Origin of the sequence: Baekduia sp. (genome assembly GCF_035318805.1) — a bacterium.
GTDB lineage: Bacteria > Actinomycetota > Thermoleophilia > Solirubrobacterales > Solirubrobacteraceae > Baekduia.
The window spans coordinates 1-12,827 of record NZ_DATHDY010000138.1 but is presented as its reverse complement, the minus strand read 5'-3'; the positions used below and the strand labels follow the sequence as shown (position 1 = coordinate 12,827).

Annotated in this window: 16 protein-coding genes; 6 read left to right on the top strand and 10 right to left on the bottom strand. The window is 71.4% G+C overall.

All coding sequences use genetic code 11. The features are described from left to right. Nucleotides 1-60 precede the first annotated feature (60 nt). Entirely contained in the window at nt 61-756 is a 696-nt protein-coding gene (locus VK501_RS27445) for a response regulator transcription factor (RefSeq protein WP_324343238.1), read from the top strand. On the opposite strand, the gene VK501_RS27440 is transcribed toward VK501_RS27445, so the two are convergent. Continuing rightward, nucleotides 739-1,440, bottom strand: coding sequence for a response regulator transcription factor (locus VK501_RS27440; protein WP_324343237.1), 702 nt, complete (start codon nt 1,438-1,440; stop codon nt 739-741). The two genes, VK501_RS27445 and VK501_RS27440, sit on opposite strands and share 18 nt — an antisense overlap. Nucleotides 1,441-1,593: 153 nt before the next feature. Beyond that, a complete protein-coding gene (locus VK501_RS27435) occupies nt 1,594-2,052 on the bottom strand; it encodes a DUF7144 family membrane protein (protein ID WP_324343236.1) in 459 nt (152 codons plus the stop codon). A 208-nt stretch (nt 2,053-2,260) separates the two neighbouring features. On the opposite strand from VK501_RS27435, the gene VK501_RS27430 reads away from it, so the two are divergent. Beyond that, complete coding sequence (locus VK501_RS27430) at nt 2,261-3,196, top strand: aldose 1-epimerase (RefSeq protein WP_349261079.1); 936 nt, start codon at nt 2,261-2,263, stop codon at nt 3,194-3,196. Nucleotides 3,197-3,248: 52 nt separating this feature from the next. On the opposite strand, the gene VK501_RS27425 is transcribed toward VK501_RS27430, so the two are convergent. The 3 genes from VK501_RS27425 to VK501_RS27415 form a co-directional block, all read right to left on the bottom strand. Beyond that, on the bottom strand, nt 3,249-3,647 hold the full coding sequence (locus tag VK501_RS27425; RefSeq protein ID WP_324343234.1) for an SHOCT domain-containing protein: 399 nt from the start codon (nt 3,645-3,647) through the stop codon (nt 3,249-3,251). 417 nt (nt 3,648-4,064) lie between these two features. Then, the gene (locus tag VK501_RS27420) at nt 4,065-4,919 is read right to left on the bottom strand and encodes a class II glutamine amidotransferase (protein ID WP_324343233.1); all 855 of its coding nucleotides are present in this window, start codon (nt 4,917-4,919) and stop codon (nt 4,065-4,067) included. Next, nucleotides 4,919-6,115, bottom strand: a complete 1,197-nt coding sequence (locus tag VK501_RS27415; protein ID WP_324343232.1) for a carboxylate-amine ligase — start codon at nt 6,113-6,115, stop codon at nt 4,919-4,921. Before VK501_RS27415 ends, VK501_RS27420 begins: the two co-directional genes overlap by 1 nt. Before the next feature lie 204 nt (nt 6,116-6,319). Here VK501_RS27415 and VK501_RS27410 point away from each other — a divergent pair, with 204 nt between their 5' ends. Then, nucleotides 6,320-6,919, top strand: coding sequence for a phosphatase PAP2 family protein (locus VK501_RS27410; protein ID WP_324343231.1), 600 nt, complete (start codon nt 6,320-6,322; stop codon nt 6,917-6,919). A 307-nt stretch (nt 6,920-7,226) separates the two neighbouring features. Here VK501_RS27410 and VK501_RS27405 read toward each other — a convergent pair whose 3' ends face one another. Both VK501_RS27405 and VK501_RS27400 read right to left on the bottom strand, forming a co-directional pair. Further along, on the bottom strand, nt 7,227-7,769 hold the full coding sequence (locus VK501_RS27405; RefSeq protein WP_349261078.1) for a hypothetical protein: 543 nt from the start codon (nt 7,767-7,769) through the stop codon (nt 7,227-7,229). A gap of 222 nt (nt 7,770-7,991) precedes the next feature. After that, entirely contained in the window at nt 7,992-8,372 is a 381-nt protein-coding gene (locus VK501_RS27400) for an STAS/SEC14 domain-containing protein (RefSeq protein ID WP_324343229.1), read from the bottom strand. A gap of 323 nt (nt 8,373-8,695) precedes the next feature. Between VK501_RS27400 and VK501_RS27395 the strand changes: the two genes are divergently transcribed. Both VK501_RS27395 and VK501_RS27390 read left to right on the top strand, forming a co-directional pair. Then, nucleotides 8,696-8,875, top strand: a complete 180-nt coding sequence (locus tag VK501_RS27395) for a hypothetical protein (RefSeq protein ID WP_324343228.1) — start codon at nt 8,696-8,698, stop codon at nt 8,873-8,875. 27 nt (nt 8,876-8,902) lie between these two features. Next, nucleotides 8,903-9,301, top strand: a complete 399-nt coding sequence (locus tag VK501_RS27390) for a hypothetical protein (RefSeq protein ID WP_324343227.1) — start codon at nt 8,903-8,905, stop codon at nt 9,299-9,301. A gap of 466 nt (nt 9,302-9,767) precedes the next feature. Here VK501_RS27390 and VK501_RS27385 read toward each other — a convergent pair whose 3' ends face one another. From VK501_RS27385 to VK501_RS27375, 3 genes are read right to left on the bottom strand one after another with little or no spacing between them, the layout of a single operon-like run. Next, on the bottom strand, nt 9,768-10,553 hold the full coding sequence (locus VK501_RS27385) for a hypothetical protein (RefSeq protein WP_324343226.1): 786 nt from the start codon (nt 10,551-10,553) through the stop codon (nt 9,768-9,770). After that, nucleotides 10,550-11,488: an ATP-binding cassette domain-containing protein gene (locus tag VK501_RS27380; protein WP_324343225.1), complete on the bottom strand. Its 939-nt coding sequence runs from the start codon at nt 11,486-11,488 to the stop codon at nt 10,550-10,552. The genes VK501_RS27385 and VK501_RS27380 overlap by 4 nt, the downstream gene beginning before the upstream one ends. Further along, a complete protein-coding gene (locus VK501_RS27375) occupies nt 11,485-11,940 on the bottom strand; it encodes a hypothetical protein (RefSeq protein WP_324343224.1) in 456 nt (151 codons plus the stop codon). Before VK501_RS27375 ends, VK501_RS27380 begins: the two co-directional genes overlap by 4 nt. Before the next feature lie 51 nt (nt 11,941-11,991). Here VK501_RS27375 and VK501_RS27370 point away from each other — a divergent pair, with 51 nt between their 5' ends. Next, a complete protein-coding gene (locus tag VK501_RS27370; protein WP_324343223.1) occupies nt 11,992-12,582 on the top strand; it encodes a TetR/AcrR family transcriptional regulator in 591 nt (196 codons plus the stop codon). The last annotated feature ends 245 nt before the right edge of the window (nt 12,583-12,827 follow it).

The following is a 12,827-nucleotide window of genomic DNA, read 5'->3' as shown; positions in this document are numbered from 1 at the left end:
AGGGCATGCTGGCGCCCTCGGGCCCTTCTCGTTGCCGGGCCGCGGGTCTAGAGTGGGCCGATGACCAAGGTGGCGCTCGCCGAGGACAGCTTTATCGTGCGTGAAGGCATCGCCCAGGTCCTGTCTGACCACGACGGAGCCATCGAGGTCGTGGCGCTCTGCGGCGACGTGGACTCGCTGTTGCGCGCCGTCGAGGTCGACCGGCCGGACGTGGTGGTCACCGACATCCGCATGCCGCCGACCAACACCGACGAGGGCATCCGGCTGGCCGCCACGCTGCGCCAGACGCACCCGCAGATGGGGGTGGTCGTGCTGAGCAACTACGCCGACCCCGCCTATGCGCTGGCGCTGCTGGAGTCCGGCTCCGAAAGCCGGGCGTATCTGCTCAAGGAGCGCGTGCACGATCGCTCGCAACTGGTATCGGCGATCCATACGGTCGCCGCCGGCGGCTCGGTCATGGACCCGAAGATCGTCGAGCCGCTGATGCATTCGCGTTCGCGCGCCGAGCGCTCGCCGCTGGCGGACCTGACGTCGCGTGAGCGTGAGGTGCTGGCGCAGATCGCGCAGGGGATGAGCAACGCCGCGATCGCCGGATCGCTCGTGCTGACCAAGCGCGCGGTGGAGAAGCACATCAACTCGATCTTCCTCAAGCTCAACCTCTCCGGCGCCGAGGACGTCAGCAAGCGCGTCAAGGCGACGCTGCTCTTCCTCGCCGAGGTCGACCAGCCGTCGATGCCCTCAGCGTCCATGCTGTAAGAGCCGGTCGGCCACCGGAGCCTCACCCTCCGAGAGGAACAGCAGGACCGCCCGGACGCGGCGGCTGACGTCGGCCGCGGCCGGCAGCCCCAGCTTGGCGAAGATCGAGTTGATGTGCTTCTCGACGCCGCGCTTGGTCATGCCCAGCGACGCCCCGATGGCGGCATTGCTCGCGCCGCCGGCCATCTCCACCAGGATGTCGCGCTCGCGGGGACTGAGCGGTGCCAGCGGCGAGTGGGCGTGGCGGTCCTGGGTCGCGACGAGCAGCTCGACCACCTTGGGATCGATGACCGACCCGCCGCTGGCCACGGCCTTGATCGTGGCGGTCAGCTGCTGGCTGCTGTGCACGCGGTCCTTGAGCAGGTAGCCGCGGCGCTCCGAGCCCGCTTCGAGCAGGGCCACCGCGAACCCGGCGTCGCAGTAGGCGCTCAGCACGACCACGCCGAGCGCCGGATGGGTGACGCGCAGGTCGGCGGCGATGCGTATGCCCTCGTCGCCCATGGTCGGCGGCATGCGGATGTCGGTGAGGACGACGTCCAGGTCCTCGTGTTCCAGCACGGCGCGCAGCTCGTCGCCGTCGCGGCAGATCGCGACCAGGTCGAGGTCCTCCTCGTCCTCCAGCAGGCCGATGAGGGCCTCACGCACGAGGAAGCAGTCCTCTGCGAGCGCCACTCGGATCGGCATTGCACGAGCGTCGCGGGGCGGGCTCGCGGCGGCAAGGGGGCGTGCCTCCCCGTCGGCCTCGTGCAGGCCGCCACGTTGGACGGCTATCGCGCGGTCTCTACGCGCACCGGCGTCTGAGACCGCGGGCGGGCCACGGTCTCGGCGCCGCCGGGGTCAGGCGACCTGGGCGCCCCGGCCGCCGAAGGACACGAGGCCGTAGATGATCAGGATGTCGATGGCGAAGAGCGATAGCGCCAGCAACGGATAGGACGGGATCGCCAGCATCTGGATGACGGCGTTGCCGCCGGCGCTGAACACGCCGACCCACCGGCCGAACCCGCGTCCCGCCCAGACCGAGAACGCCGCCACGAGCTGGATGGCGCCGATCGCGATCATGACCCAGCCCCACGTGTTGAGGCTGCCGAGCACATACTCGACGTCGCGCACGAAGAACTTGGAGTTCGACGTCGCAGCGATGCCGTAGACCACGTTGAGGGCGCCGACGATCGCCAGCATCGTGCCGGCGAAGACGAGCCAGCCGGCCCCCTGGTCGTCGGCGGTGTAGGTGCGGTCGTCGGCCACGCGGGCGGGCACCGGCGGGAGTTGGTCGGTGGTGAGCACGTTGCGCGGCATGGTGTTCCTCCTCTGGGGTGGTGGACGCCGAGCGACGCCCTGGACGCGACGGTACGAACGCGCCGGCGGCGGGGCATCCTCCGAACCGGATGAGGCCTGGCGTCATGCGAAACGGATGACGACGGCGGGCCGGGCGGACGTCACGCTGCGCGGCGTGCGATCCCCAGGCACCAGCCCCGCGACGATCGGCGGGCAGACCGTGGAGGGCGTGCCCGCGCTCACCCTCACCGGCGACGGTGGCGCGCTGCAGGCCACCTTCGTCCCGACCGCCGGGATGGTCGGCTGCTCGCTGCGCCACCGCGGCGCCGAGCTGCTCGGCCTCCGGGGTGGCCTGCGGGCCTACGTCGCGCAGCGCTCCACGATGGGCATCCCGTTGCTCTACCCGTGGGCGAACCGGCTGCGCCGGCGCCGCTTCCCCGTCGCGGGGCGCCAGGTCGTGCTGGATCGGCCCTCCACACCGGTGAGCTTCGACGAGCGCGGGCTGCCGATCCACGGGCTGCTGGCCGCCGCGCGCGGCTGGACGGTGACGCGTCACGACCCGGAAGGCGACGGCGCGACCCTGGAGGCAGGCTTCGACTTCGGGGCACACGACGACCTCCTGGCCGCGTTCCCCTTCCCACACCGGCTGCGCTTCGCCGCCACGCTGACCGCGACGACGCTCACGATCGTGACGACCGTCCGCGCGGCATACGACGCGCAGGTGCCGGTCGCGTTCGGCTACCACCCGTACCTCCAGCTGCCCGGCGTCGCGCGCGCCGACTGGCAGGTGGACGTCCCGGTCGCCGAGGCCCTGCCGCTCGACGCCCGGATGCTGCCGACCGGCGAGCGGGTGGCCGTCCGCGTGCGCGGCGGCGCTCTGGGGGCGCGGACGTTCGACGATGCCTACGTCGCGCCCGAGGGCGCGGCGCCGTTCGTGGTCGCGGGCGGCGGACGGCGCATCGAGGTGACGCTGCACGAGGGCTATGGCTACGCCCAAGTCTTCGCTCCGGCCGCCGACGCGGTGATTGCCTTCGAGCCCATGACCGCGCCGACCGACGCCCTCGTCGCCGGCGGGCCGGACCTGCCCGTCGTGGCCCCGGGAGCGGCCTACCGGGCGGCGTTCTCGATCGCGGTGACCGACCGCGGCGCCGCCCGTTCCGGATGATGTTGCGAGCCCCGGGGCGATCTGGGAGCTCGGCCCGACGCCGGCCGCTCGGCTACGCGAGCGCCTTTGCCTTGATGGAGTCGAACTCGGCCGCGGTGATCGTGCCGCTGTCGAGGAGCCCCTTGGCCGTCTGGATCTGGGCCGCGGGGGCGTCCTCGGCGGCGACGGTCCTCACGTAGCCGTCGAACTGCGCCTTGGCGGCCTGGGCTTCGTCGTTGCGCCGCGCGCTCATCCCGGCGCCCTGAGCGATGAGGTAGATGAGTGCGCCGACGAACGGCAGCACGATGAGGAACACGGTCCACGCCGCCTTGCCCCAGCCGGAGATGTCGTGCCGACGAAAGACATCGCTGAGGATGACGATCATCATCCAGATCCAGACGACCCATGAGAAGAAGAGGATCATCGTGAAGAAGATGTTCAAGAATGGGTAGTCCGCTGCCGCAAGCACCATGCCGTCCTCCTGTCGTTTGCTGAGGCCGACAGAGTCGCCGTCGGCGGTGCATCTCGGCAATTGCGCACACACCACACTTGGCGAGGGTGCGGGTCGTGCGCGCACCACCAAGCGCGGAGGGGGGCAGGCGCTTCGTGACACGCGCACGCGTCCTTGCCCCGCGGAGACGAGGTCTGGCTCCTCCTGCGATGCGGGCAGTGCCAGACCTGGCGGGAGGTCACGGTCCCCAGTGCAGTGGCAGCGCGGCTCAGCGCCGACGCCGAACTCGCGCGGAGCTCCATCAGCCAAACGCTTCGCGGTCTCGAACGCCGGAGGATGGCCCTGGAGATCACGACGCTCAGGACGGCGCTGGATCGAGATCTGATCGACGCTGCAGACTTTCGTCCCAGGCGCGCCTGAACAGGTCCCGCCGCGGTGTCACCCCGCCACCGCCACCGCCGGCGCCGGTGCCTTCGGGCGGAAGGGGCGCAGCTCGTCGTCGTCGCCGGCGACGACGCCGCACGTCGACTCGGGCACTTCGTTCCAGACACCGGGGAGGTCGCCGAGCGGCTCGGACACGATCACGCGCATGTCGTCAGAGAACTCGTGCGCTCGTGGGTCGTCCGGGTAGAGCGCGCGGAGCTTCGGCACTGCCGTCGTGAAGTACAGCGAGCGCGACTTGCCCTCGCTGGAGTACCTGACCGCCCAGGTGCGGTCGCCGTCGGTCGTCGCGACGGTGCCCTGGAACGGATTCGGCACCCCCAGCCGGGTACCGGTGGCTTCGACGAGCCCGATCGCCTGCTCGATCGCCGATTGCGGGTCGTCCTCCAGGCCGAACGTCAACGCGAGGTGGAACAGCATCTCGGTGTCGGTCTGACCCTGGATCTCGGGGAACAGCGATGGATCGACGGCGAGGGCGAGGTCGCGCTTGAGCGTCGAGAACTCGTTGATGTAGCCGTTGTGCATGAACAGCCACTTGTCGTGGCGGAACGGGTGGCAGTTGGTCTGCTGGACGGCGCTGCCGATCGCCGCCCGGATGTGGGTGAAGAAACGACCCGAGCGGACGTGGCCGGCGAGCTCGTGCAGGTTGTGGTCGTTCCACGCCGGCTCGGTGCTGTAGAAGACGCCGGGGGTCGGGGTGTCGTCGTACCAGCCGACGCCGAATCCGTCACCGTTGGTCGTCTCGGCGCCGAGCCGGGAGTGCAGGCTCTGGTCGATCAGCGAATGAGCCGGCGTGTAGAGGGCTTCGGTGAGCAGGATCGGGGAGCCCGAGTAGGCGAGCCAGCGGCACATCAGCCGCTCCTTTCTGTCGTGTGGTGGTCGGTGGCGGGGCGCGGGGCGGGCTCGCGGAGCGGATGGCGGTCCGGCGCCAGGAAGCGGGTCACGAGATCCGGCACGAGGCCGTCGAGGCCCCGGCCGGCGGCCGTGAAGGCGCGCTGGCGCGCGGCGCCGTTGGCCGCCGCGAGCACGCGCACGCGCTCCAGGTCTGCCGCGCACCCGAGCTTCACCGCGTGCGGTCGGCAGGCGTCGAGCAGCGTCTCGACCATTTCTGCGACGGGGACCAGGCGGCCGCTGACGGGCTCGATCAGCCGGGCCGCCATGCCGTCCCGAGCTGCCAGGAAGCGGTTTTCGGCGAGAACCTCGGCGCTCGGCGGCGCGTGCCAAGCGGCATCGTCATCGCCCTCCAGCCGGAGCCGCGAGAGCGATTGGATCAGCGCGACGAGCGGCGCGACGTCGGAGATCGTCGACTGTGCGTCCATCACGCGCACCTCGACCGTGCCGAGCGCTGGCTGGGGTCGCACGTCCCACCAGAAGAAGCTCGAGTCGTCGACGGCTCTCGCGCGGATCACCGGGTCGATCGCGCCGACGTAGTCGGCATAGCTGTCGAAGGCGCGCGGCGCGCCGGTGCGCGGGAATGCCTGGAAGAGGACCGTGCGCATCGAGTCGAAGCCGCCGTCGCTTCCGCGCAGGTACGGCGAGTTGGCCGACAGCGCGATCAGGATCGGCACGCTGCTGCGCAGTCCGTTGAGCACCCGGATGGCGTCCTCGGGGTCCGGCACCCCCACGTGGACGTGCAGCGCCATGGTCGGCTCGCGCCGCGCCAGTGAGCGCAGCGAGTCGCCGAGCAGCCGGTAGCGCGGGGCGCTCGAGACGGAGGTCTCCTCGCCGACGGCGAGCGGGTGCGTGCCCGCCGCGGCGACGGACAGTCCCAGCGCGCTCAGCTCGTCCTTCAGCCGGCGCCGGAGGATGGCGAGCTCCGCGAGCCCCCCGTCGACGTGGGTGTGGATCCCGGTCCTCAGCTCGATCACGGCTGCGTGGGTCTCTGGCAGCGCGTGGAACGAGAGCTCGCTGGAGAGCTGCGCGACAACCTGGTCGCTGGCCTGCGCCAGCGAGCAGCTCTCCGGCCGCAGCAGCATCAGCTCCTCCTCGATGCCGAGCGTGTATCGCCGCTGCAGCCCACGGTTCCATCGCGCCCAGAGAGGACCCACGTCGCACAGGCCTCCGGTGCGGGGTCGGGGGCGGGCGAATGTCGAACCGGGAGTCACGACGTGGCCTGCCTGTCGCAAGCGGGCGCGGAGACGTTGCAGGCCGTTGCCTTCATGTCGCCAGCGTCCGCCAGGTCGTCACCGGGAGCAATGGGGCGTGCACCTGACTTCCTGTGGTGTCCCTACCCCATGGTGGATCCTTCATCCGTGGACTTCCCCTCTGGCGATCCCGCCGCGCCGCAGCCGCGGATCGCCCGCTGGTTGGATGACGCCGAGCGGGTCGACGTCGCCATCTATGCGGCGATCGCGCAGACGCCGACGCCCGCGCTCGACCGCGCCATGGCGCGGCTCTCCCGGGCGGCCGACTACTCCCGGCTGTCGCTGATCTCGGCCGCCGTCCTCTCCGCGGGGGCGGGTCGCCGCGGGCGGCGCGCTGCCGCATCCGGCCTGGCGTCGGTCGCGGTGACGGCGACCGTCGTCAACCTCGACTTGAAACCGTTCGGCCGGCGCCGGCGACCGGATCGCGCGACGGCGCAGGTCCCGGTCGCCCGTCAGGTGCGGATGCCGGCCTCCACGTCCTTTCCCTCCGGCCACTCCGCCGCCGCGTTCGCCTTCGCGACGGGCGTCGGCCAGGTGCTCCCGCCGGTCGCGATCCCGCTGCGCGGACTCGCCGCCCTGGTCGCCTACTCGCGGGTCCACACCGGGGTCCATTACCCCGGCGACGTCGTCGCCGGCGCGCTGACGGGAACCGTGCTCGCCCAGCTCACGACGCATGCGCTCGACCGCCGCGCGACGCAGCGCCGGTAGCTCGCTCACATGCACCGAAGAGCGGCGCGCGACGCCGGGCACGTCGCTGGCTCGTGCGTCTCCCTGCGGGCGTTCCGCCCGTCCGTGACTCGGTCGGCAATCAGGGAGCGATCAGGATCGCGAAGGCGCCGGCCAACCCACTCACGTTGCATTGCGGTGCAGTGAACTCCTCGAAGCGGGCCCGGGCGTCGCCCGTGTCCGCTCCGAGGTCGCGTCATCAGCGGCGTCGGGCTACGCGCCTGCTGGTGCGACGCGCGACTCTCCGCGAGGCGAACATGTGCTGCTCCTATCGTCGTGGTGGTCTGAGCTAGGCCTTCTGCGGGCGGGATTCGACGCTGTGCAGCTCGCGCGCCTCCTCGGCCGAGACCAGCCCGATGCCGACGAGGTCCAGCGGACTGATGAAGCCGTCGCTGATGCGGTAGCCGCCGGCGCGCCCGATCGCATCGCGCAGCGGCACCGCCCAGTGATGCTCGAGCAGGATCAGCGCTGCCGCGGAGTCGTTCGGGATCTCCTCGATGACATCCCAGGCGTCCTCGTCGGAGAAGGCGCTGATGCCGTCGGCCGCCGCCTCGGCGCCCGCTTCGGCACCGGCCTGGATGCCCTCGTCGCCCTCGATGCCGAGCCCGATGAGCGCCCCGACCTTGCTGCCGAGCTCGATCGCCTCGTCCTTGGAGAGGTTGCTGAGGTGCGCGACCTCGATGTCTCCGTCCGCGTCCTTGTGAACCGCGAGCGCATCGATGACGCGCACGGTGTCGCTCTGCTTCAAGCGCTCCAGCTCGGCAATGATCTCGCCGTGGAAGTCCGGGTGCTCGAACCCGAGCACAATGAGTTGAACCGGCCCGATGGCCATGGATCCGCCTCCTTGATCGGTGATGCACCAACGGTGGCGCGCACGGATGGTCGGCACATCGCCCGGATGGGATGAGACGTGCTCGGCAACCAGGGTGCGCGCGGGTGCGCGCTGAAGCGCAGAGGCGCCTCCAGACGTACGGCCTCGCCGTCGATGCCGGCGGCCACCGGCTGCCGGGCGTCGAGCTCGAACGACGGCGTCGTCCACTCCTGCCGCGGGCGCTCAGGCCGCTTGGGAGCGGCCCTCGGCGAGCCAGCGCTTGGCGGCCTCGAGATCGCTGACGGGGAAGGCGCGCGCCTGGCCGGGCAGGAGGAACGAGAGTCCGCGCAGGGCCGGTCGGACCCACTCCTCGTCGGTCACCACGGCCAGGCGCTCGTACGCCTTGAGGTGGCGCGCGTGGAAGCCGGCCTCCTTCTGCACGGCGTCGTCGTCGACCTCGCCGGAGCGGGGGCCGAGGAGGTAGAGCAGCCGCAACTGGTCACCACCCGCGATCGCCTCGCGCAAGTGCGGCGCGACGCTGCGCTCCCAGTCGTCGTCCTCGACGTCGCCGACCGCCTCGAAGCCGATCGTGCCCGCGGGCATCTCGTCCAGTCGTCTCAACATGATGAGGCGATCATCCGGCGCGCCGCCGCCCGCGGGCAAGGGGGTGCGCACGTAGGATCGCGGTGGTGAGCGCGCCGATGCTCACCTACCGGATCCAGCCCATTGAGAAGCGGGTGGGGGGCGGGCCTAGCCTGGGCGCTCGTGTACCGCTTGGCCGCCGATGCGGGACACGGCCGATCCGGATGGGCGATGCGCTTGCGTCAGGTCATCGCCCTTGCACTCTGCGCGCCGACCCGGAACCTCCAGCAAGCCCCGATTTTCCGGACGCAGGTCGTCAGTTCTGGGGCTTGACCCCGGCCCGCCGCCGCCGCCAAGGTCCCCTCATGGAGCCCCGTGATCAGTGGTCGCCGAGACACAGCACGCTCATGCGTCAGCGCGCGCTCGTGCTCGCCATCCTGCAGCGCGCCGTGCGCGACACGCCTCCGGCCCGGCCGGCCCGCCTGACCCCTCGCCGGCGCTTCGGCGACCGTGCGCCGCACGCCGCGCCGGACGCGCGCCGCTAGCCCGGTGGCTGACACTAGGCTTGGTGCATGCCCGCCATCGCTGCCCTCGCCCCGCACGGCGCCGGCGCTGACGTCGCCGAACTCGATGACGCGCGCGAGGCCCTCGACTACTGGGAGACCCGCGCGGCCGCCCTGCCGCGGCTCGCGGTCCGCGACCGCCGCGAGGCGCGCGAGATGGCGCTGCGCTGGCGCGCCAGGGTGACCGAGGCCGAACGGGCCGCCTACGGGCGCGGCCTGCGGGGCGCACTGTTGCTGATGGTCTCCGAGCTGCGCCTGCCCGAGCCCACCCGCCAGGCCGGCCGGCACGTGGCCCGCCGCGCGCGGCAGGCCGCCGTGGTCGTCGTCGTGGCGGTGCTCGCGGTCCTGGCCGCGATGGCCGTCGCGCTCGTGGCGCTGGCCTCGGCCCTGCTCGGCGCGCTCACCTGAGCGGCACCGCGGCGAGCGGTAGGGCCACGTCTTGAGCTGCTTGACCGTTGGGCCTTGAAGCCCGGCCTGATCCGCTCCAGGCGTGTCGCTGGCGGTGCATCTCCGCCCCCGCCGTCACGCCCTTCCCGGGACGGATTTCCGCCCACTGAAGGGAGAGTGGGCTCGATTTGAGTGGAGATGGCCAGGGTCGGGAGATCGCTGCCGAGTTGCGCGGACGGGAGCAGCAAGAGCCGTCGCTTCTGCATTTGCCTCGAAGCAGCAGCGGCGAAACGAGCACGACACGCGAACCTGCGTTGCCGGTATTCGTCGAGGCCGCCGCACAAATGCCCTTGGCGCGCCGTTCGACGACCGGCTTGGCGCGGGTTGAGAGCCACGACGGCGTCGCCAAATGCCGGACGCGCGTGGCGCGCGCCTCACCCGTCAGTGCTGTCCCGCAGGCCGATCACTGCTGCTGGGCTGAGGGCCTTCACGAGGCCACCTCCCGCCGCGTGATCCGCCAGGTGCCGATCAGGAGGGGAAGCAGCATCCAGAGTGCGAGCGCGGTGCCGGCGTGCGCCCACTGGGTGGCGCTCATGACCTCCTGGGGCATCGGGCCGAGGGCGAGGCGCGTGTCCAGCCACGGGGCGGCGTCGGCGAAGAAAGACAGCGAGGCCACCGCCGTCCAGGCGATCGGAAGCGCGAAGAGCGCGACGATGGCGGGCGCCGAGGCGAGCAGCACCATCCCGAACGCGACGCCGGTGATCATCCCGGCCGTCAGGTAGACCGCCGACTGGCCGATCAGCGGCGCGACGTCGGACCAGGCCCCGTCGGCGCCCGGCGACGCGACGAGCACACCCGCGGCGACGACGGCGACGGCCATGGCGAGCATCGCGACGGCGAGGACCAAGCTCGCGACGAGCTTGGCGCCGAGGACGCGCGAGCGCACGGGGACCAGGGCGAAGGTGATCATCCCGGTCCGCTGCGACCACTCCGACGTGACGAGCAGGATGCCGGCCACCGGCAGCAGCACGGCCGCCGGGAACACCCCGACGTCGAGGAGGGACGCGAAGGTGTGGTCCGCCGTGTCGCCGACGACGGAGCCGACGATGACCACAAGGACGGTGAGTGCGACGGTGGCGACCTGCATCCAGAAGCCGGCGCGGGTGTCGACCATCTTGCGCAGCTCGACGGCGACGAGGCGGCCGAGCCCGGGGCGGGCGTGGACGCCCGCGGTGTTCAGCGGGATCGGTGCGGTGAGGGTGGTGGTGCTCATGCGGTTGCTCCTGCCAGCTCGGATTGGATCGGATCGGTGCTCGGTGACGGAGCGCCTGCGCCCGACGCGGTCAGCTCGAAGAAGAGGCGTTCGAGGCCCGTGTCCTCGGCCGGGGCGAGCCGGCGCAGCACGATGCCCTCGGCCATCGCCACGCGGGCGACGACCTCGGGCTCGGCCTCGACCAGCCGGCGATCACCGTCGGCGGGGTGCAGCGCCAGGCCGGCGCGGCGAAGCGCGGCGTCGAGGCCGTCGAGGTCATCGGCCTCGACGATGCTCCCGGACTCGGTCAGCAGCTCGGCGCGGGTGCCCTGCGCCTGGATCCGCCCATCGCCGATGATCATCATCCGGTCGGCGACGGCCTCGACCTCGGCCAGCAGGTGCGATGAGAGCAGCACGGTGCCGCCGCGGTCGGCGAAGTCGCGCAGCAGCCCGCGCATCCAGCGCATGCCCTCCGGGTCGAGGCCGTTGGCGGGCTCGTCGAGGATCAGGACCTCGGGCTCGCCGAGCAACGCGTGCGCGAAGCCCAGGCGCTGGCGCATGCCGAGCGAGTACTGGCCGACCCGTCGCCGAGCCGCCGTCTCGTCGAGGCCGACGAGCTCCAGCAGCGTGTCGATGCGCTGCGCCGGCACGCCCATCGTCTTCGCGGAGATCGCGAGCGCCTCGCGGCCGCGGCGCCCGGCATGCTGCGCCGACGCGTCGAGCAGGATCCCGACGCGCCGTCCGGGGTTCGGCAGGTCGCGGTAGCGCCCGCCGAACAGCAGGGCCTGCCCGCTGTCGGGCGCGGACAGGCCGACGAGCATCCGCATCGTGGTGGTCTTGCCGGCGCCGTTGGGGCCGAGGAAGCCCGTGACGGTGCCCGGCTCGCAGCGGAAGGTGACGTCGGAAACGACGGCGCGTCCGCCGCGTCGCTTGGTGAGTTCTTCGGCTTGGATCATGACCGCAGGCTCGCGACGATCGGTGTGACGGCCCCCTTCGGTGAGCGCCGAACAGTGCGGACGATGGCTGCGCTGACGGCGAGGATCGACAGGAGGCCCACCCACTGCAGCGCGTCGCCCATGCCGTCACCCCAGTACGGCTTCGAGGGTCCGACCTCCACCGGGATGAGGTGAAAGAACGCGAACGCGACGATCTCGATCCACGCGACGGCCAGGGCCACTCGGGCCGCAGATCGGTGCTTGAACGCGACGAGGGCGGCGGCGATGAGAACCGCGAGGAGGCTGGAGAGGTGCTGCGGCTTGGTGAACGTTTCGAGGACTCCGGCCGACGAGTCGATGCGCAGGTCGTCGAAGACCGCGAGGTTGAGGGTCAGGAGCGCCAACAGGGCGCTCGTCAGGCCGAGCAGAAGCCGGGCCGGGGGCCCAGAGGGCCGGTTGATGCGGGTTGACATGAGTGCAACATAACTTTGTTATTGATCCGCGTCAAGTCGTACGATGCGTGCGTGCCCAGCCCATCGACCACGCGGGAGACCCTTCTCGACGCTGCGCTGCGCCTACTGGAGGAGCGCGGACCCGGCGCCCTGCGCATACGCGACGTGGCGGCGGCTGCCGAGCAGTCGACGATGGGCGTGTACACGCACTTCGGGTCAAAGCAGGGGCTGCTGGAGCAGCTCTACCTGCACGGCTTCCGACGCCTAGAGGACCGGCTCAACAGCGTCCCCTCCGATGGTCAAGGCCGGCACGAGCTGCTGGCGTTCGCCCTGGCCTACCGCGCGTTCGCGCTCGACAACGAGGCGCTCTACGGACTCATGTTCGAGCGGGCGACCCCTGACTTCGTTCCGTCCGACGCCAGCCGCCTGGCAGGACTCTCGACCTTCGAGATGCTCGCGACCCGCGTCGCCGATTGGCGGCCCGATTTCACCGACCCGGCGGCCGACGCGCACCTCGTCTGGGCGACGATGCACGGCCTGGTCAGCATCGAGCTGATGCACAGGCGGTGGGGCGGCCCCCTCGTCGCGCACCTGCGGGGCGATCCGGAGCAGAACTACGCGACGGCCATCGGCTCGCTCCTCGAAGCGCTCCACGGCCGCTAGTGCTGCGTTCGCCTGACAGCGCAAGCGCCATACAACCCAGGCGCACTACCGCTTCCCATGCGACTCGGCACTAGGCCGCAGCGTCGCCGCGCCGCTCGTCCTCGTCCAAAGATGGCATGAGCCGGGCGGCGGTCCCGGCGTAGGGGGGACCTCCTCAGCTCAAGCGCGCATGATGCGCGCAGGTAGTTAACCGTGGAGCTTGAGGAGGCCCCGTAATGGCAATCGTAATGGGACTCGATCAGCAT